General features: G+C 36.3%; 21 protein-coding genes. 14 read left to right on the top strand and 7 right to left on the bottom strand.

Going from position 1 to position 20,126, the window contains the following annotated elements:
* The first annotated feature begins 77 nt into the window (after positions 1–77).
* From opp3b to CQZ94_RS03225, 4 genes are read left to right on the top strand one after another with little or no spacing between them, the layout of a single operon-like run.
* The gene (gene opp3b, locus CQZ94_RS03240) at positions 78–1,007 is read left to right on the top strand and encodes an oligopeptide ABC transporter permease (protein WP_000534165.1); all 930 of its coding nucleotides are present in this window, start codon (positions 78–80) and stop codon (positions 1,005–1,007) included.
* Positions 1,004–2,020 carry an oligopeptide ABC transporter permease gene (opp3C, locus tag CQZ94_RS03235; protein ID WP_105584258.1) on the top strand — a complete coding sequence of 339 codons (1,017 nt, stop codon included), beginning with the start codon at positions 1,004–1,006 and terminating at the stop codon, positions 2,018–2,020. Before opp3b ends, opp3C begins: the two co-directional genes overlap by 4 nt.
* 18 nt (positions 2,021–2,038) lie before the next feature.
* Positions 2,039–3,082: an ABC transporter ATP-binding protein gene (locus tag CQZ94_RS03230; RefSeq protein WP_098499980.1), complete on the top strand. Its 1,044-nt coding sequence runs from the start codon at positions 2,039–2,041 to the stop codon at positions 3,080–3,082.
* Entirely contained in the window at positions 3,075–4,010 is a 936-nt protein-coding gene (locus CQZ94_RS03225; protein ID WP_002086978.1) for an ABC transporter ATP-binding protein, read from the top strand. The genes CQZ94_RS03230 and CQZ94_RS03225 overlap by 8 nt, the downstream gene beginning before the upstream one ends.
* 192 nt (positions 4,011–4,202) lie before the next feature.
* On the opposite strand, the gene CQZ94_RS03220 is transcribed toward CQZ94_RS03225, so the two are convergent.
* On the bottom strand, positions 4,203–5,648 hold the full coding sequence (locus CQZ94_RS03220; protein ID WP_142395736.1) for an MATE family efflux transporter: 1,446 nt from the start codon (positions 5,646–5,648) through the stop codon (positions 4,203–4,205).
* A 353-nt stretch (positions 5,649–6,001) separates the two neighbouring features.
* Here CQZ94_RS03220 and CQZ94_RS03215 point away from each other — a divergent pair, with 353 nt between their 5' ends.
* A complete protein-coding gene (locus CQZ94_RS03215; protein WP_105584256.1) occupies positions 6,002–7,648 on the top strand; it encodes a peptide ABC transporter substrate-binding protein in 1,647 nt (548 codons plus the stop codon).
* Between the two features lie 29 nt (positions 7,649–7,677).
* On the opposite strand, the gene CQZ94_RS03210 is transcribed toward CQZ94_RS03215, so the two are convergent.
* Positions 7,678–7,881 carry a hypothetical protein gene (locus CQZ94_RS03210; RefSeq protein WP_000559981.1) on the bottom strand — a complete coding sequence of 68 codons (204 nt, stop codon included), beginning with the start codon at positions 7,879–7,881 and terminating at the stop codon, positions 7,678–7,680.
* A 322-nt stretch (positions 7,882–8,203) separates the two neighbouring features.
* Here CQZ94_RS03210 and CQZ94_RS30825 point away from each other — a divergent pair, with 322 nt between their 5' ends.
* Positions 8,204–8,413: a hypothetical protein gene (locus CQZ94_RS30825; protein WP_142395735.1), complete on the top strand. Its 210-nt coding sequence runs from the start codon at positions 8,204–8,206 to the stop codon at positions 8,411–8,413.
* A 48-nt stretch (positions 8,414–8,461) separates the two neighbouring features.
* Positions 8,462–8,857, top strand: coding sequence for a transcriptional regulator Spx (spx, locus tag CQZ94_RS03200; protein WP_002011348.1), 396 nt, complete (start codon positions 8,462–8,464; stop codon positions 8,855–8,857).
* Between the two features lie 50 nt (positions 8,858–8,907).
* On the opposite strand, the gene CQZ94_RS03195 is transcribed toward spx, so the two are convergent.
* Positions 8,908–9,582 carry a TerC family protein gene (locus CQZ94_RS03195; RefSeq protein WP_105584255.1) on the bottom strand — a complete coding sequence of 225 codons (675 nt, stop codon included), beginning with the start codon at positions 9,580–9,582 and terminating at the stop codon, positions 8,908–8,910.
* 435 nt (positions 9,583–10,017) lie between these two features.
* Here CQZ94_RS03195 and mecA point away from each other — a divergent pair, with 435 nt between their 5' ends.
* The 4 genes from mecA to pepF all read left to right on the top strand — a co-directional run bounded on the left by mecA (position 10,018) and on the right by pepF (position 15,520).
* Complete coding sequence (mecA, locus tag CQZ94_RS03190; protein ID WP_002011351.1) at positions 10,018–10,701, top strand: adaptor protein MecA; 684 nt, start codon at positions 10,018–10,020, stop codon at positions 10,699–10,701.
* Between the two features lie 72 nt (positions 10,702–10,773).
* Complete coding sequence (locus CQZ94_RS03185) at positions 10,774–12,318, top strand: cardiolipin synthase (protein WP_105584254.1); 1,545 nt, start codon at positions 10,774–10,776, stop codon at positions 12,316–12,318.
* Between the two features lie 89 nt (positions 12,319–12,407).
* The gene (locus CQZ94_RS03180) at positions 12,408–13,643 is read left to right on the top strand and encodes a competence protein CoiA (protein ID WP_142395734.1); all 1,236 of its coding nucleotides are present in this window, start codon (positions 12,408–12,410) and stop codon (positions 13,641–13,643) included.
* Positions 13,644–13,693: 50 nt separating this feature from the next.
* Positions 13,694–15,520, top strand: a complete 1,827-nt coding sequence (gene pepF, locus CQZ94_RS03175) for an oligoendopeptidase F (protein ID WP_105584252.1) — start codon at positions 13,694–13,696, stop codon at positions 15,518–15,520.
* Positions 15,521–16,069: 549 nt separating this feature from the next.
* Here the strand turns inward: pepF and CQZ94_RS03165 are convergent.
* The 4 genes from CQZ94_RS03165 to CQZ94_RS03155 are packed head-to-tail and all read right to left on the bottom strand — an operon-like array spanning position 16,070 to position 18,125.
* A complete protein-coding gene (locus tag CQZ94_RS03165; RefSeq protein ID WP_105584251.1) occupies positions 16,070–16,963 on the bottom strand; it encodes a ClpXP adapter SpxH family protein in 894 nt (297 codons plus the stop codon).
* On the bottom strand, positions 16,963–17,361 hold the full coding sequence (locus CQZ94_RS03160) for a globin domain-containing protein (RefSeq protein ID WP_105584250.1): 399 nt from the start codon (positions 17,359–17,361) through the stop codon (positions 16,963–16,965). Before CQZ94_RS03160 ends, CQZ94_RS03165 begins: the two co-directional genes overlap by 1 nt.
* A 34-nt stretch (positions 17,362–17,395) precedes the next feature.
* Positions 17,396–17,545 carry a hypothetical protein gene (locus tag CQZ94_RS31085; protein WP_181149427.1) on the bottom strand — a complete coding sequence of 50 codons (150 nt, stop codon included), beginning with the start codon at positions 17,543–17,545 and terminating at the stop codon, positions 17,396–17,398.
* A 1-nt stretch (position 17,546) separates the two neighbouring features.
* Positions 17,547–18,125, bottom strand: coding sequence for a CYTH domain-containing protein (locus CQZ94_RS03155; protein ID WP_105584249.1), 579 nt, complete (start codon positions 18,123–18,125; stop codon positions 17,547–17,549).
* Between the two features lie 144 nt (positions 18,126–18,269).
* On the opposite strand from CQZ94_RS03155, the gene CQZ94_RS03150 reads away from it, so the two are divergent.
* The 3 genes from CQZ94_RS03150 to CQZ94_RS03140 are packed head-to-tail and all read left to right on the top strand — an operon-like array spanning position 18,270 to position 20,126.
* Positions 18,270–18,641: a UPF0738 family protein gene (locus tag CQZ94_RS03150; protein WP_002011362.1), complete on the top strand. Its 372-nt coding sequence runs from the start codon at positions 18,270–18,272 to the stop codon at positions 18,639–18,641.
* 30 nt (positions 18,642–18,671) lie between these two features.
* Complete coding sequence (gene yjbM / locus CQZ94_RS03145) at positions 18,672–19,310, top strand: GTP diphosphokinase (protein ID WP_105584248.1); 639 nt, start codon at positions 18,672–18,674, stop codon at positions 19,308–19,310.
* A gap of 18 nt (positions 19,311–19,328) precedes the next feature.
* Positions 19,329–20,126 (top strand): NAD kinase, encoded by a 798-nt coding sequence (locus CQZ94_RS03140; RefSeq protein WP_000673196.1) that lies wholly within the window; start codon positions 19,329–19,331, stop codon positions 20,124–20,126.

The raw sequence follows: 20,126 nt of genomic DNA, 5'->3' as shown, positions 1-20,126 counted from the left end.
TCTTATTTTAAAAAATAAAAGTAAGAATATTTTAAACTATCTTATTGCTTTTGAGAAAAACGGGGAGGTGCTTGACTATGGGACGTTATGTATTAAAACGTTTCGTGTACATGGCTTTGACATTATTTTTAATTACTACACTGACTTTCTTTTTGATGAAATTACTTCCGGGTTCTCCGCTTAAAAACCAGGAGAAACTATCACCGGCACAAAAAGAAATCATTCTTGAAAAATATGGATTAAATGATCCAGTACCAGTTCAATATGCACGTTACTTAGGTAACTTAGCAAAAGGTGATTTAGGGGTATCATTCCAATATGATAACCGCCCAGTAACAGATATGATTGTGGATCGTATTGGACCATCAGCACAACTTGGTTTGCAAGCGATTATATTAGGGACATTTATCGGTTTAATTTTAGGAATCGTTGCGGCACTTCGTAACAATACATGGGTCGATTATGGGGCGACAATTATTTCCGTACTCGGGATGTCGGTACCATCATTCGTATTCGCCGCATTACTACAATATTTCGTAGGGGTAAAACTTGGTTGGTTCCCAGTAGCATTCTGGAAAGGACCGGAGTTTACAGTAATGCCTACAATTGCCTTATCGATGGCAGTTATCGCAACAATCGCACGTTTCGCTCGTGCAGAGTTAATTGAGGTTATGCAAGCTGACTACATTTTAACAGCGAAAGCGAAAGGAATTAGCCAAGGCGTTATCATTATCAAGCACGCACTGCGTAACGCATTAATTCCAGTTGTAACAATTTTAGGACCAATGGTTGCAGGATTAATTACAGGGACACTAGTTATTGAGCAAATTTACGCTGTACCTGGACTTGGGGAACAATTCGTTAAATCGATTACAGTGAATGACTATACAGTTATTATGGGAACTACAATTTTCTATAGTGCGATCTTCATCTTAGTTATTTTCATTGTCGATATTTTATACGGAATTATTGATCCTCGTATTCGTTTAGCGGGAGGGAAAAAATGATGAAAGATGTACAAAAATTATCTCCAGATTTATTTCAAGCAGCCAATCAAAGTAATGTTGATAATGAAGTCATTGCCCGTCCAAGCTTAACGTTTTGGCAAGATGTAAGAAGACGTTTGTTCCAACATAAAGGTGCAATGTTTGGTTTCGTATTATTAATGCTTATTGTACTACTAGCAATTTTTGGACCGATGGTAAGTAAGCATTCTTATAAAGAGCAGGATTTAGGTCGTGCGAAAATGCCACCGAAAATTCCAGTGATTGAAAATGTTCATTGGCTACCATTTGACGGTACAGATCAATATGGTGTTGACCAATATGAAAAACGTGATATTAAAGAGTACTTCTGGTTTGGTACAGATGATCTTGGCCGTGATTTATGGACAAGAACATGGGAAGGTACACGAGTATCATTATATATCGCTCTTTTAGCAGCAGCGATTGACTTAGTAATTGGGGTTGCATACGGAGGTATTTCAGCCTTCTATGGCGGCAGAGTAGATAATATTATGCAACGTATTATGGAGATTATTAACGGTATTCCATACTTAATCATCGTTATTTTAATGGTAATCATTATGGGATCAGGTATTTGGTCAATTACACTTGCGATGGCAATTACAGGTTGGATAGGGATGTCGCGTATCGTTCGTGGACAGATCCTAAAATTAAAAAACCAAGAATATGTATTAGCATCTCGTACATTAGGGGCAACGAATACACAGTTAATTGTGAAGCACTTAATTCCGAACGTAATGGGACCAATTATCGTAATGACAATGTTTACAATTCCAACAGCGGTATTTGGTGAAGCATTCTTAAGCTTCATCGGACTAGGCATTCAGCCACCATTCGCATCACTTGGTTCTCTTGTAAACGATGGTTATAAATCAATTCAAACGTATCCACATATGATGTTCATTCCAGCGGTTGTCATCAGTATGTTAATCTTAGCATTCAACTTAATGGCAGACGGATTACGCGACGCGTTAGATCCAAAAATGCGTAAGTAAAAGAGGGGAGAAGTAAAAATGAAAACATTGCTAGAGGTAAAAGATTTGCAAGTCTCCTTTGATACACATGCAGGTGAAGTACAAGCTGTACGCGGTGTTACTTTTGATTTGAAAAAAGGAGAGACATTAGCGATTGTAGGAGAATCTGGTTCTGGTAAATCAGTTACTTCTAAAGCGTTAATGGGATTAATTCCGAATCCTCCAGGACGTATTAAAAACGGTGAAATCGTATTTGAAGGTCGTGACTTAACGAAACTAACAGAAAAAGAAATGCAGCAAGTACGCGGTAAAGATATTGCGATGATTTTCCAAGATCCAATGACATCATTAAATCCAACGATGACAATTGGTAATCAGATTATGGAAGGGCTTATTAAACACCAAGGGATGAGTAGAGCAGACGCACGTAAAGTTGCTTTAGAATTAATCGACCTTGTAGGTATTCCAAATCCAGAAGCACGCTTAAAACAATATCCTCACCAATTCTCAGGTGGTATGAGACAGCGTGTAGTTATTGCGATGGCGTTAGCTTGTAATCCGAAATTATTAATTGCCGATGAGCCGACAACAGCGCTAGACGTTACAATTCAGGCGCAAATTTTAGAACTTATGAAGGACATTCAGCAAAAAACAGAAGCAGCAATCATTTTCATTACGCATGACTTAGGTGTAGTGGCAAACGTTGCAGACCGAGTTGCGGTTATGTACGCTGGTAAAGTTGTTGAAATTGGAACTGTTGATGAAATTTTCTACAATCCAAAACATCCATACACATGGGGCTTAATCGCATCTATGCCAAGCTTAGATGGTTCAGAGGACGAGCTATATGCGATTCCAGGAACGCCTCCAGACTTATTAAAACCGCCAAAGGGTGATGCTTTTGCACCACGTAACCCGCAGGCGCTGAAAATTGATTTTGAAATGGAACCACCTTTATTTAAAGTAAGTGATACACATTATGCGGCAACTTGGTTACTTCATGAGCAAGCGCCAGAAGTAAAACCACCAGCAGTTGTTGAAAAACGTATTCTTCAAATGAAAGCAGGTGAACAACATGACTAAACAACGTGAGAAATTAATTGAAGTAAAAAATGTGAAACAACACTTCGATGTGAGTGGTGGTGTTGTTAAAGCAGTTAATGATATTTCATTTGATATTTACCGCGGTGAAACATTTGGACTTGTAGGAGAATCTGGTTGTGGTAAGTCAACAACTGGAAGAACGATTATTCGTTTATACGATGCAACTGCCGGTGAAGTGTTGTTCGATGGTGAAAATGTACATGGGAAAAAATCACGTGCAGAACTTAAGAAATTCAACCGTAAAATGCAAATGATTTTCCAAGATCCATATGCATCATTAAATCCTCGTATGACAGTAGGGGATATTATCGCAGAAGGTATTGATATTCACGGACTAGCAAAAGGCAAAAAAGAGCGTATGGACCGTGTTCACGAGCTGTTAAATACAGTTGGTTTAAATAAAGAGCACGCGAACCGTTTCCCACATGAATTCTCAGGTGGACAACGTCAACGTATCGGTATCGCTCGTGCGCTAGCTGTAGAACCTGAATTTATCATTGCTGATGAACCAATCTCAGCACTTGACGTATCGATTCAGGCGCAAGTTGTAAACTTACTGAAACAGTTACAAAGAGAAAAAGGTTTAACATACTTATTCATCGCCCATGATTTATCGATGGTAAAATACATTAGTGATCGCATCGGTGTAATGTACCGTGGTCAAATCGTTGAGCTGACAACAAGTGAAGAGTTATATGCGAATCCAATGCATCCATATACAAAATCACTACTATCTGCAATTCCGCTTCCAGATCCAGATTATGAGCGCAATCGTAAACGTATCGTATACGATCCATCTCAACATCAATATGGTGAGGAAGCACCAACAATGCGTGAAATCCGCCCAGGACATTTTGTATTATGTTCTGAAGCAGAGTATAAGAAATATAAAGAGATCTATCAATAATAAAGTAGAGCCATCCTTCTATTACAGAAGGATGGCTCTATTTTTTTATACTAGTTAAACTTAATTTAGTATAAAGAGATTTTATCCAAGTTCTTTTTCTCTTTAAAGACAGCAAATTAAGAGTTTCCAAGAATGAAGAAAAAGGCGACTGAAATCCAGCCGCCTTTTTCTTCATTTAGAAACACTTTTATTTTACTGCGCCTGAACAGAAACACTCTCATCTTGCTCATTTGGTTTAACAAGTGCATAATTTTCCCACGCTCTACTTCTCCAGCGGAAGAACATAATAATTGCTCGCGTCCATTCATCGATGGCAATCGCTAGCCAAATACCAACGAGCCCCATATCTAAATGGAAGGCGAAAAAGTAGCCGAGCGGTAAGCTCATTAACACCATGGAGAATGCACCGATTAAAACAGGATATTTTGCATCGCCAGTTGCACGAAGTGAATTAATGATGACGATGTTCATCGTCCGTCCTGTTTCAAGTAGTACACTTAGTAAAAGAACGCTTGCCCCTAGAGAGATAATATGAGGATTATCCGTAAATAGTCCCATTAATTGTGTGCGGAATGTAACAACGAGAATGACCATAAATAAAGTTACAACAATCGCCCATTGTACACTTTTCCATACGCGTGTGTAAGCTTCATCCTTTTCATTTCCGCCAACTAGGCGTCCAACGATAATAGCTGTTCCCATACCGATAGCAATGGCGAATAAATAAGTGAACATGGAAATGTTAGTAGCGTATTGTCTTGCAGCTAACGATTCTGTTCCTAAGTATGTTGCGTAATATAAGAAGACAATTTGACAAGCTTGATACATGACTTGTTCGAATGCAGATGGAATGCCGATCTTTAAAATTTTGCCAACGTATTCTTTTGATAAAGTGAAGTAATATTGTAATTTCACACGGTATTCCATAACGCGATACAGTAACCAGAAGAAAACGATAAGTGCGATTAACCGGCTGACAGCGGAAGAAATCGCGGCCCCTTGCACACCAAGTTCAGGGAAACCGAATTTCCCGAAAATAAGTACGTAGTTTCCGGCGATATGAATAATATTCATTCCAAGCGAAACAAACATTGCTTGCTTTGTAAAGCCGTGAACGCGGATAATTGCGGCTAATGAGTTAATAATAGCTTGAAGGAAAATGGCTCCTCCGACGATGGATAGATAGCTTTGTGCATACGTTAGTACATCGCCTTGTAAATTCATTGCCATCATCATATGTTTTGAAAATAAAAGAAAACCAGCGCTTATAATGAGTCCGACCACTAAATTTAATGTGACGGCTAATGCTGATATTTTTGATGCTTCCATAAAGCGTTTAGAACCGAGGTATTGGGATACAACGATAGCTGCACCATTCCCGATGACTTCTAGTACTAAAATCGCGATATGAAGGTATTGATTCGCTGCACCAACCCCAGATACAGCATCGTCTGATAATGCACTTAACATGAACGTATCAGCGATCCCCATCAGCATAAAAAGAAAAACTTCTAGAAAAATAGGCCATGTTAATAAGAATAAACTTAATTTCTCTGTTGGCCCGTTTTTTGAGTGAATTGCTGTCATGTCCGTCCCCTCTTTACCGATATCTATTTTTAGCAAAGTGTATCGTAACACACTTTCATATCCTTTGCACTTATTTTAGCCTACATATTTTCAATATGAATAAACCTTCATTTTATGACAAAAAAGGAAGAATAATTATGCGTAAGATATTATAGGATATAAAATTTGTTTTTCTCTGATAATTTAGAAAAGTATAAAATTTGTTGTTTTTAACACTTTAGTTCAATAAAAACGCAGTGTGAAACGTTTACAAATACACCGAGTGTTAACAGAAAATTTTAATAAAATAGAAATATAAATATACAAAGAATATATTTGTGTGTATAATATGAATTATTAGAACATATATATATTTCTTTCTGTTTGAAAATGAAAGGGCTAACATTTTTTTGGAGGGTGGAAGTATGAAAAAAAAGATACCAGTTTTTGTAGCATCAACAGTAGCAATGAGCATGATTTTAGGGGCATGTGGCTACCAAAAAGATGAACCGCAAGCGAACGCAAAAGGGGATAGCGGGAAAAGCGGTGCGAAGCAAGTTATTAACTTAATTGAAACACAAGAAATTCCAACGATGGACCCAGCGTTATCAGCTGATGCAGTTTCTTCAAAAGTAATGAACAACACGATGGAAGGTCTATACCGCCTTGGGAAAGACGATAAATTAGTTCCAGGTGTAGCGAAAGAATTCCAAAAGTCAGAAGACGGTAAAAAGTATACATTTAAATTACGTGAAGATGCAAAATGGTCAAATGGTGAACCTGTAACGGCGAAAGATTTCGTGTATGCATGGCAAAGAGCAATTAATCCAGATACAGCTGCGAAATCGGCGTACATTATGTACGATATAAAAAATGCTGAGAAAATTAATAAAAAAGAGATGAGTCCAGACCAATTAGGCGTGAAAGCGATTGATGATCATACATTAGAAGTAGAATTAGATAATTCTATTCCATATCTTGTTGATTTAATGGTCTATCCGATCTTCTATCCTGTTAATGAAAAGTATGTGAAAGAGCAAGGGACGAAGTTTGGTTTAGAAGCAAATACAACACTTTATAACGGTCCATTTACATTAAGTGATTGGCAACATGAACGTAGCTTCAAAATGACAAAGAGCTCATCATATTGGGACAATAAAGAAGTGAAGCTAGAGGAAGTAAACTTTAATATTGTAAAAGATACGTCTACACCAATTAATTTATATGAAACAAACGCAGTCGATCGAGCGACGTTATTAGCAGAGTTCATCGATAAATATAAAGGGAAACCAGATTTCAAAACGGTAGAAGATACATCTGTATTCTTCCTTCGCTTAAATCAAAAAGACCCAGCTTTAGCAAATAAAAATATTCGTAAAGCAATTTCCCTTGGTTTTGACCGTAAACCATTCGTTGATACATTATTAAATAACGGTTCTAAGCCAGCGACGGGATTAATTCCTGACAATTTCATTAAAGGACCGGATAAACAAGATTTCCGTGCTGAAAATGGAGATATTATAAAACCAAATGTGAAAGAAGCGAAAAAGTATTGGGAAGCTGGTAAAAAAGAGCTTGGTAAAAATGAAATTGAATTAGAGTTATTAAATGAAGACGTTGAATTATCGAAGAAAACTGGTGAATATTTAAAAGGTGAGTTAGAAAAGAATTTACCAGGTTTAACAGTGAAAATTAAACAACAACCATTCGCGCAAAAACTAAAATTAGAAGATGCTGGCGATTATGTAATGTCATTCTCTGGATGGAGTGCAGACTTCCCGGATCCAGTTACATATCTTGATATGTTCGTAACTGACGGGGCACAAAACAAAATGAAGTATTCTAATCCGAAGTACGATGAGATTATTACGAAAGCGAAAAAAGACGGAAGCGATGTAAATGCTCGCTGGAAAAACTTATTAGAAGCAGAAAAAATGTTACTTGATGACGCTGCGATTGTTCCAGTATATCAACGTGGTAGAGCATATTTACAAAGAGAAACAATTAAAGATATGTACAACCATAAGTATGGTGGCGAAGTAAGCTTCAAATGGGCATCAGTAGAGAAATAACAAAAAAAGCAGGTGATTACCTGCTTTTTTTAGTACGTACGTTTTTTATAAATGCCTTTTCCGCCAACTTGGTTCCAGCCAGATTGTACATCTAAACTTTTGTTAACAAACTTCATTTTTTCTTTCCCACCAAAGAGTTTTTCACCGATGCTATTTGTAATGACACCAATCAATGCTGTTATTCCGATGATGAGGGTAGCAACAATGATAAAATCAGTGAAAAAAGCAATCATATGCAAATTCCCCCTTTGCCTGTCTGTATTTTTATTGTATGAGATAAATGGTAAAAAAGAAAGAAATGTCAGAAAAATATTCGATTTACTTTAGAAAGCATATAGACATGAGCGGGGGGATTTGCTAAAATAAGAACAGGTGTTCCTTTTCGTTTCTAACCTTTAGAGTCTTACATTTCTCAATTGTTTTGTCGGGAAAAGGTAAGAAAACGTTCTCTTTTTAATGGGGAAGATTATGAAACTGTAATTGTATAGCAAGTGAAAATTATTGTAGAAAGCAAGTATCAAAAGGGTTGAAGACCGTTGTTAAAGGACAGTTTTAATGAGTGTAATCATGTTACATAGCAGTGGAGCACATGGAGAAATTTTCTCAACTAGCAGTAAATTCACTGTATATTTCTTGCAAAAACTATTGTATAATGATTATAGAAGTTACTTATTAAAAGTAATTGTTGTTGCTTACATGAATTGCGATTTTTTACTTTGCTATAAGACAAGTTATCGCGAAAAATTGCGGAAGTTAGAAATTTAAACTGTAATTAGTACAGAATTTGTACTCTTTAAGGAGAGTGAGCTTTGTATGGTAACATTATATAGTTCTCCAAGCTGTACGTCTTGTAGAAAGGCGAAATTATGGCTAGAGGAAAATCATATTCCTTATACAGAACGTAATATTTTCTCAGATCCATTAACGATTGATGAGATTAAAGAGATTTTACGTATGACAGAAAGCGGAACGGATGAGATTATTTCTACTCGTTCAAAAGTTTTCCAAGAATTGAATGTGAACTTAGAGTCTTTACCACTTCAAGATTTATATAAGATGATTCGTGACTATCCAGGTATTTTACGTCGTCCAATTATGATTGACGAAAAACGCCTTCAAGTAGGTTACAACGAAGACGAAATCCGTCGTTTCTTACCACGTACAGTAAGAACGTTCCAATTACGTGAAGCACAACGTCTTGTAAATTAATTATAATAATATGAAAACCTTCTACCTATTATATAGTAGAAGGTTTTTTTTTACTGTTTAACATTACGTAATCGCACTTGTTGAACGATAATGCCTATGCATAAAACGGTGAAAATGAACAAATAAGGGATACTTGCGGTGAAACTAGGATTATGATGAAAAAACGTTGTAAGTCTGTCTTCATGGGTAATCATTTTTCCTGCTGTATAGGCGAGAACTGCTGCTCCGCAATAAATGAGAAATGGAAAGCGTTCCATGAGTATTAAAATAAGTTTGCTTCCCCAAATGATAATCGGGATAGAAATGAATAAACCGATAATTACGAGTGAAAGTCTTCCGTGAGCTGCTCCTGCAATGGCAATAACATTGTCAAACCCCATAACGAGATCCGCGAATACAATTGTACGCACAGCTTGGAATAAAGTCGTTTTTCCTTGGATAGAAGAAAGATCGTTGTTATTATCAGTGAGTAAATTGACCGCAATTAATGTGAGTAAAATTCCGCCGATGAGTTGTAAAAATGGGATATCAAGTAAATAGACAGCTAGTATTGTGAGGAGAATTCGTAGCACAATTGCTAACATAGTACCAATCAAAATGGCTTTATTTCGTTTTGCTTCAGGTAAATTTCGGCTAGCTAGTGCGATGACAATTGCGTTATCGCCACCTAGTACAACATCGATACCGACAATCATTAGTACAGATGTTAAAAACTCTAAGTCCATTCGTCTGCCTCCATTTATGATGTTTTAATAAGCGAAATATATGTATGTGGTGAAGAAAGTTTGTCTAGTTTTGATCCCGCGCCCGCGGGGACAAAATAATCACCTCTAATAGAAGTTTCACTTTATTACAGTGTACGGGGGAATATGGGAATGTATGTCCAAATTTTTTGCGAGCAGTGAATTGGTATAATGGTATATTTATTCCGATTGGTGCGAGCTAATAATCAGTGGGGATGAAAAAAATACTGATTATTGTTTCACTTTATGTAAACAGTCGAATACAGATAGGTATATAACTATTTTTGTAAAATAAATCGATTTTATTTCCCTTCTGGAGAATCTTATCATAAAATGAGAGTACAAGAATCTATTGTTTTGTCATATGAGTGGGGAATCCCTTCATAACAATTCTAAGCAGGAAGGGAGAGTTGTATTTTGGATATTGAAAGAATTAATGACCATACTATGAAATTTTTTATTACGTACATTGATATAGAGGACAGAGGGTTTAACCGTGAAGAAATTTGGTATGACCGCGAACGAAGTGAAGAGCTCTTTTGGGAGATGATGGACGAAGCTCGTGATCATGATGATTTCTTTATCGATGGACCGTTATGGATTCAAGTGCAAGCAGTCGATAAAGGGATTGAAGTACTCGTAACGAAAGCGGAGCTTTCAAAGGATGGACAAAAGCTGGAACTACCAATAGGTGTAGACAAAATTATAGACATTCCTCTAGATGAAGGCATCGAATCATTATTCCAGCAAGAATTAGTGGAAGAGGTAGAAGAACAAGTAGGAACAAACTTTAATGAAGATGGTACGTTTGGCTTTTTAATTAAGTTTAATGATTTTGAAGATGTCATTTCATTAAGTCATCGTCTTATCTTTGAAGATATAAAAGATGAATTGCATTCATTTGAGGACCGCTATTATGTATATGTGGAATTCGATGAAGTGCTACATGATGAAGAAGAAATTGATCGTATTTTAAGTATTGTTTTAGAATATGGAGAAGAATCTACTTTAACGATTCACCGTGTAAGTGAGTATGGGAAACAGGTTGTGAAAGAGCGTGCGCTTGAGACAATTCGCAACAATTTCCCTCCTAAAATGTAAGCCGATTTCTATAGTATGAAATCGGCTTTTTTTATGAAGAATAGGAAGGCTTTCTTATTTAGGGGGTAAGAGATGAAAAATACACTAAAACTACTTTTCTTTTTTCTACTATTGTTCGCATTATTTGTTTCGTTACGTATGTTTATTGATGTAGCATTTTATTCGGATGTAATTGGGATAAAAGATGTTTCGATTTTAGGTATTATTAGTATTTTATTTACGGTTTCCGCATTTTTAATTGGATGTGTTATTTTCTTAGAAAACCGCCATCCGTCAAAAACACTTACGTGGTTAATCGTACTAGGTATTTTTCCAGTGTTCGGTTTCTTTGCTTATCTTTTATTTGGACAAAACTTTCGCAGAAAAAGAATGTTCCAAAAGAAGGCATTACTCGATGAACAGGCGTTTTTACAATATAAGGGACACGAAGATTACGAAGAACGGATTTTACGAAATCATAAGCATCAAGAATTGTTATTTCGTTTAGCAGATCGACTAGGTGCTTTAAATATTTCATTTCAAACTGAAACGAGGACATTAACAAATGGAGACGAAACGTTTCAGGCAATTTTAGATGGGTTAAATCGAGCGAAACACCACATTCATATGGAGTATTACATTGTGCGTGATGACAAGCTCGGTACAGAAATTAAAGATATTTTAATAAAAAAATCAAAAGAAGGCGTTGTCGTTCGTTTTTTATACGACGCGGTTGGAAGTTTTAAATTATCAAATTCGTATATTGAAGAATTGAATGATGCAGGAGTAGAAATGATTCCATTTTTCCCTGTGCGTTTTCCAATTTTAAACGATAAAATTAATTATCGAAACCACCGAAAAATCGTTATTATAGATGGAAATGAAGGGTTTGTAGGGGGATTAAATATTGGTGATGAGTATTTAGGGAAGGATAAATATTTCGGTTTTTGGCGAGACACGCATTTATATTTACGCGGTGAAGCAGTTCAAAGTTTACAGCTGATTTTCCTTCAAGACTGGTTTTATATGACTGGTGAGGCGGTATTAGCACCTGAATATTTACAAGCGGAAGCAGTTGAGGGTGATCATTGGGGCGGAGTCCAACTTGTTGGAGGTGGACCGGATAATAAATGGGAAACAATTAAACATTTATATTTTGCAATGATTGCTTCAGCTAGGAAATCGATTTGGATTGCAACACCATACTTTATTCCAGATGATGATATTTTATCTGCATTAAAAGTAGCTGCACTTGCTGGTATTGATGTTCGTTTGTTAATGCCAAGTAAGCCAGATAAGCGGACTGTCTTTTATGCATCAAGATCGTACTTTACGGAGTTATTAGATGCAGGAGTAAAAATATATGAATATGAAAAAGGTTTTCTTCATAGTAAAGTTGTCATCGTGGATTCTGATCTCGCATCAATTGGGACAGCTAATATGGATATGAGAAGTTTTCATTTAAACTTTGAAGTAAATGCCTTTTTATATGATACAGGTAGCATTCGAAAGCTCGTTCAAGATTTTAAAGACGATTTAGAAGAATCCAGTGAAATTCATGTTGACCGATTTCATAAGAGACGTCTTCATAGGCGGATTGTTGAATCGACGTATCGGTTATTATCACCTTTATTATAGAAAGAGATGTCCTAATTTAGGACATCTCTTTTTTGAGAGGAATTTGTAGTAAATTGTAGAATACAAGAAGTTGAAAGGGTGTGATGGTGATGTTTATTGCAAGGAGAGAAAACGGAGAGAAAATTCATCTATTATATAACCGGGATGAAGAACGTTTACGCGAAATGCGTAAACGAGAAAAATTCTTTTGTACAGCTTGCGGAAAAGAAGTGCAAATGAAATTAGGAAAACAAAAGAGCTGGCATTTTGCTCATAAGAAAGTGGATTCATGTCTTGCCTTTTATGAAGCAGAATCTATGTATCATATGCACGGTAAAGAATTGTTATATAGATGGTTAAAACGTCAAGATTTTCATGTCGATATAGAGCATTATCTGCCAGTAATCAAGCAACGGCCAGATATTTACGTAGAGAGAGCGGATAGAAAAATTGCGATTGAATATCAATGTGCAAATCTCTCTGTAGAGCAGCTTTATAAGCGAACGTATTCGTATTGGCAAGCTAGTATACAAGTCATCTGGATAATCGGTGGAAATCAGTTGAAAAAGAAATCCGCCTATTGGATGACATTCTCCGCCCTTATGGCTTTCTCCTTACAACCTTACCCTCAGCCATTTCTTATTTTCTTTTGCCCGAAACAAAAATCGTTTATGAAATGCGCATTTATCACTCCGTTTTCTACAAATGTCTTTTTCGCACATACTATTTATTTACCAACTGATACGACTACTGTTGACATGCTCTTTTCTCCCGTGCCTTTCCAGAAAGAGGTATTAGGACAAGAATGGAAGAAAAAAAAGAACCATTTTCGGCAAAACGCTCTATCTATCTGGAATTATAATCATAAGTCACTACTCCGCCTCTTATATCAATATAAATGTACCCCAGCGAGTTTTCCTTCTGAAATCGGTGTTCCGCTCCCATCCGCGTTTGCTTTTCAAACAAATCCATTTATATGGCAAGCTTCTCTTTATATGAAGTGTATAGGTATGCTTAAGGTAGGCGAGTATATTTCTCTGCAATACGTATGTAACTATGTAGCAAAATATACGAAGAGGCGTCTACTTCCGTATTTTGCACAACATATATGGAAGGTAGCAGTTGCGGAGTATATGACATTTTTATGTTATGCAGGTGTATTAATAAAAATAGGTATTAATAAGTATCGAAAAATAAGAGATGTTGTGTTGGTAAAAACAGAGGAAGAAATTATGAAATATGATGAAATTTGCTTAGTTCATGCACTATCTCTATTTGAGACAAAGTACAACATGAGAGATGGAAAAGGGGATATAATAAAGACTGATCGTGAAGGAATTACATAAGAAAAATCGAATTGTACTTAAGTAGAGATATTATAAGGAGGGCTTAAAGAATGGCTGAACAAAATACAGTGAAATCATTACCAAATCGCAATGAGATTGAAGAAGCAAACACATGGCGATTAGAAGATATTTTCCAAACAGATGCAGAATGGGAAAAAGAATTCCAAGCTATTAAAGAGCTATTGCCAAAGTTAACTGAATTTAAAGGGAAGCTTGGCGACTCTGCAGACAATTTGCTTGAGGCATTGCAATATGAAGATGAAATTTCAATGCGATTAGGTAAGCTATATACATATGCACATATGCGTTACGATCAAGATACAACAAACTCTGTGTATCAAGCATTAAATGATCGCGCAACAAATTTATACTCACAAGTATCTAGTAGCACAGCTTATATCGTACCTGAAATTTTATCTATTTCAGAAGATACGCTACAAACTTTCTTACAAGAAAATCGAGAACTAAGTGTATATGAGCATGCATTAGAAGAAATTACACGTCAACGCCCGCACGTATTATCTGAGGCAGAAGAAGCGTTATTAGCAGAAGCATCTGAAGTGATGAGTGCATCAAGTAATACATTCGGTATGTTGAATAATGCGGATTTGAAATTCCCATCTATTAAAGGTGAGGATGGAGAAGAGGTAGAAATAACACATGGTCGTTACATTCAATTTTTAGAAAGTGATGATCGTCGTGTACGGGAAGATGCATTCAAAGCTGTATATGAAACGTACGGAAAATATAAGAACACATTTGCAAGTACGCTAAGCGGGGCTGTGAAACGTAATAATTTCAATGCGCGCGTTCGTAAATACGATTCTGCACGTCAAGCTGCATTAAGTAATAATAATATTCCTGAGGCGGTGTATGATCAACTTATTGAATCGGTAAATGATAATTTACACTTACTACATCGATACATTGATATTCGCAAGCGTGCTCTAGGTCTTGATGAGCTTCATATGTACGATTTATATACACCACTTGTACCAGAAGTGAAAATGAATGTGAAGTATGAAGAAGCGCAAGAAATGTTATTGAAATCTTTAAATGTACTTGGTGATGAATATGTTGAAATTTTAAAAGAAGCATATGAAAATCGCTGGGTAGATGTATATGAGAATAAAGGAAAACGAAGCGGAGCATATTCATCTGGTGCATACGGAACAAATCCGTATATTTTAATGAACTGGCATGATAATGTAAATAATTTATTTACACTTGCTCATGAGTTTGGTCATTCAGTGCATAGTTACTATACAAGGAAGACACAACCGCACGTATATGGTGATTATTCAATCTTCGTTGCAGAAGTGGCATCAACTTGTAATGAAGCGCTTCTAAATGATTACTTATTGAAGACGACAGAAGATAAGAAAGAGCGTTTATATTTATTAAATCATTATTTAGAAGGATTCCGTGGTACTGTATTCCGTCAAACGATGTTTGCAGAGTTCGAGCATATCATTCATAAGAAAGTACAAGAAGGACATGCTGTTACGCCAGATATGTTAACGGAGATCTACTACGATTTAAATAAGAAATATTTCGGGGACGCTTTAGTAATCGATAAAGAAATCGGCTTAGAGTGGTCTCGTATTCCGCACTTCTATTACAACTATTACGTATATCAATACGCAACAGGATTTAGTGCAGCGACAGCTTTGTCAAAACAAATTTTAGAAGAGGGGCAACCAGCAGTAGAACGTTACATTAACGAATTCTTAAAAGCTGGAAGTTCTGATTACCCAATTGAAGTGTTGAAAAAAGCAGGAGTAGATATGGCATCACCAGAACCTGTAAAAGAAGCACTACAAGTATTTGAAGAGAAGTTAAATGAACTAGAAGCGCTATTGTTTGAAGAGAAGTAATGAGAAAAGACGAGGGATGTTATCCTCGTCTTTTTTGTTTGAAACATTTGCTCAAAAGTACATCATGTCGATATTTGTCGAATGATTAAGGTGATTTTCTTTACTTTTTCTATATTAGAAGGAATTTTCACGACTTATTTTTGTAGTTAAAATCCTTTAAATCGTTTTCTATAGTTGAAATAAGAGACAGCGATGACGATAACTCCGAATAAAAGGGGGAAGGCAATAATTTTAGGAAAAGCTTGTAATAGAGAGAGGATATACAAGAAAAAAGAAACAATAACACATAGAAAGATAAGAAAAATATGAGACTTTTTCATAAGGAAACCTCCTAAATTGCTTTTTTTATAGCTTATTCAAGAATGAAAACGTTTAGAATGTGACAAAAATGTGAAATTCGACAAAAGGGGTTGTCATCTGACGTCGAATCTTGTAATATAATAAGCGTGAACGAATTCACATACAAACATATACCCCTTTGTTTGAACGTGAAAATTTCTCCCATCCCCTTTAATATTTTTATAAGCCGTAAAGAAGAAGACCTGGTGTTTACACCAGGTCTTCTTCTTTTGCTATCCATTTCCAATAACGCTCGCACTTCACTTCAATCATTTGTACTTTTCGTCTTAGTTGTAATTTTTTTAGTTCGCGCTCTATTTCTTGCTGAGGGCAGTCATATATAAATGAGATTTCCTTTGAAGAAATAAATTGTGTTGCTTCTAGTAATACTTCTAAAGGAGGTAATGGCTCTGGCTCAATTTCGCATTTTACCAGTTCTTTTAATAGCTGTACGTATACATCATAGGAATAAATTCCTGTGATTTTAATACCTTCCTCATCTGAATTTGCATGAAAAAATAGGAGGGAAGGTATTTCTGTAATATGCATCTCATTTGTGAATTTTAGGTCGCATTGGAAAGCTTTTTTTGCGCTAACTGAGTGTAGGTCTTTTTTAAATTCCTCTACATCAATGCCGCTATCTTTAGCACATGTAAGCAATAATTCACAGTCAGGGTTTGATACATTTTCAAGAAAAATGTATTCTTGGAGTTTTCGCAAAAACTTCGAACCTGCTTTTCGGCCTTGCAACTCCGCCGCCTTAATTGCCATCGAAACTAAATACGGTGTTGACGATGCCTCTTGCATATGTACTTTTCCATCACATGAAAAACCTTGTAAACTTGTTGTCTTTTCCCACACAAATCGAATATTAGCAGGTTTATTCCATTTGTGTGAGGAAGCGTTTGCCCCGTCCACTTTTCCTGTTACTATATGACGAATAGAGAAGTATTTCCCATACTCAAGCCATAGTTTAATAATAAAAGGCTCGATATCCCAGCAATCTTTACAAAGTGGATCAATAAATAAATATGCTTCTACAGATTTATGCTCGCATGTGGAAGGAGAAGGCATATTCATATGCTTTGCTTCCTGCTTATCCATTACTCTTCACCTGTTTCATTTTGAGTATTGACCATATGTTGAGCAGTTAATGCTAAACGTTCAAAAACAAACTCTCTTATATGACCTTGCACTCCTGTATCATCCATTGCTTGCTCCATACATGATAGCCAAGCTTCTGCGCGTTTTGGAGTAATCTCAAACGGAAGATGGCGTGCTCTTAGCATAGGATGCCCATGTTCTTCAGTGTATAAATTAGGACCACCTAAATATTGTGTTAAAAATTGTTTCTGCTTCCTAGCAGTTTCTGTTAAATCATCCGGGAAGATCGGAGATAAGTCAGGGTGTTCACTGACATAGGAATAAAATGTATCCACTAATGTTGCAATGCATTGTTCACCGCCAATTGCTTCAAATGGTGTCATCGGTTGCTTGCTCATCCTTTATAAACTCCTTTTTCCATGAAATGTATATCTATTGTAGCAATGGAATGTTATGAAGAGCAACTAAACAGCCTTCATAACATTCTTTACTTATTCTATATGTTGCTAATAAATCTTTTGCTTTCCAAAAAGGTGAAACGTAGCCGTAAGTACAGCTCTTCTTCACTAATGGAAATTTCACTTTAGCGCTCTTTGTTTTGTTTGGCAAGGAAAAAGCGTTTTACTTTGTTATTTGTATGACGAACTGGTACGTTATGTTGCTTTAATAACCTTATAAATGCTGCTTTACCGGTCTTTTCATCTTGCACTTCGTATTCAATTTCATAATCATCGTGATTGTAATAGAAACTATGATCAAAGACAAGCGTTCCGCCTTCAAATAATGTTTCAGCTCTTTCTGTTGTTAAACTACCCATATAAGTTAAAGAGGAAACGGGAATTTGTAGTTTGTCTAGCTGATTCATTACAGTTCCTTGAATGAGTGTGTTTGTTTCCATCATAAGTTTTGCTTCTTTTTCTGTTACAGACTGATGAGTTTCTAATAAACCAATTTCAGCAGGTTGTTTTAATGTTAATGTATAAGTTCCATCTTTATGACGAATACGAAGTGCAGAGCCTGCATCTTTTAAAGAGAAGTGAGGCGTTTCAAAGTAGTGATTTACTTGTTTTGTAAATGCTTCAATAGAAAAAGATTTGCATAATGTTTGGAATTCGTCCTCTGTAACCATATTTTTAAATTCAATTTCAATTTCTTGTGTCATTGTGTGCGCTCCTTTTGAAAAATAATTCTTTACACATTATCGCTTTTTCATAAATTTGGTTCAATGTTTTATTTGTTTGCGTCCATGTTATGATACAATAATACTGTTAAGTAAGACAGGAAGTTGAGATGGAGGAGTTCGAGCATGCAAAATAAAATTCAAGTTAAGAGCGTAGAAACGAGAGAGAATGCGCTTATTTTTTGTGCGGAAAATACTGAAATAGAGGTAAAGGAGTTAAGTGCGCGTAATCACGTACTTGTAGACTCAGACAATTTATCATTTTTATATATCTTAGAAAACGAATCATCTTTCATTTATGTAAGTATTCCGCATACATGCTGGGAGGCAATGCATGAAGCGATGAATAAAGATACAGCGATGTTTATTCGCGTGAATGATGTTGAAATAGAATTAGAAGGATTAAAAGAAGAAGTAGAATATTTAGTTGAAAATATTGAAGGTAATGCAAATTACGGAGAAGAACTAGTAACTGCTGTAGAAAAAGTGTTTCTATAAGCAAATGGATTGATTTTGGTGGTGGTTGAAATGAATCGTAATTGGGAAGAATTTTTAGCGCCTTATCACCAAGCGGTGGCGGAGCTGAAAGTGAAACTAAAAGGAATGCGTACTCAATTTGCAATGTTAACGGAGCATTCTCCAATTGAGTTTGTAACAGGAAGGGTAAAGTCGGTTGCAAGTATTATTGATAAATCGGAGAAGAGAAATGTACCGCTAGACCGGCTCAGAGAAGATATGCAGGACATCGCGGGCCTTCGAATGATGTGTCAATTCGTAGATGAGATTAAGCCTGTTGTAGAATATCTTCGAAAACGAAATGATTTTGACATTGTGGAAGAACGTGATTATGTAACGCAAAAGAAAGATAGCGGCTATCGCTCTTACCACGTTGTCATTAGTTATCCTGTTCAAACGATACAGGGGGAGAAAAAAGTGTTAGTTGAAATTCAAATTCGCACGTTAGCAATGAATTTTTGGGCAACGATTGAGCATTCTTTAAATTACAAATATAGTGGACGTTTTCCTGAAGATATTAAAATACGCTTACAACGTGCAGCGGAAGCGGCGTTTTTATTAGATGAAGAAATGTCTTCCATTCGTCTTGAAATTCAAGAAGCGCAAAAGGTCTTTTCACGAAAGCAGGAAACGAAAGATTCTGAATCATAAACTAAAGGGTGTTGGGCGATGAAATTTACAATTATGTCAAAGGGAGATCAATCATCAGATACACTAGCAAGTACGATGAAAGAATACTTGCTAGATTTTGGGTTTACAATGGATGAAAAGGAACCTGATATTGTAATTTCTGTTGGGGGAGATGGAACGCTTTTATATGCATTTCATCGTTACTATAATCGATTAGATGAAACCGCATTTGTTGGTGTACATACAGGGCATTTAGGTTTCTATGCAGATTGGTTACCGACGGAAGTAGAGAAGTTGGTGATTGCAATCGCTAAAACACCGTTCCAAGTGGTTGAATATCCACTTTTAGAAGTGATTATTCGCTATGTGAATGGTAGTAAAGAGTCGCAGTATTTGGCGATGAATGAAGCGACTGTAAAAAGTGCAGAAGGTACATTAGTAACAGAAGTGGAAATACGCGGAGAGTATTTCGAAACGTTTCGCGGAGATGGTCTTTGTATTTCTACTCCTTCAGGAAGTACCGCTTATAATAAGGCGCTTGGCGGAGCGATTATTCACCCTTCTATTGAAGCGATTCAAATTGCAGAAATGGCATCTATCAACAATCGTGTATTTCGTACGGTAGGTTCGCCGCTCGTACTGCCGAAGCATCATACATGCGTTTTAAAGCCGGCTGCAGGAATGAACTTGCAAATTACGGTGGATCATTTGACGATGGTTCATCAAGATGTGAAATCAATTCAGTATCGCGTTGCAAACGAGAAAGTACGATTTGTTCGTTTCCGTCCGTTCCCATTCTGGAAACGTGTTCGTGACTCGTTTGTTGCAGATAAATAG

This window comes from Bacillus sp. MYb209 (assembly GCF_002975175.1).
In the GTDB taxonomy this organism is placed as follows: domain Bacteria; phylum Bacillota; class Bacilli; order Bacillales; family Bacillaceae_G; genus Bacillus_A.
This window is presented reverse-complemented; position numbering and strand designations above follow the sequence as displayed.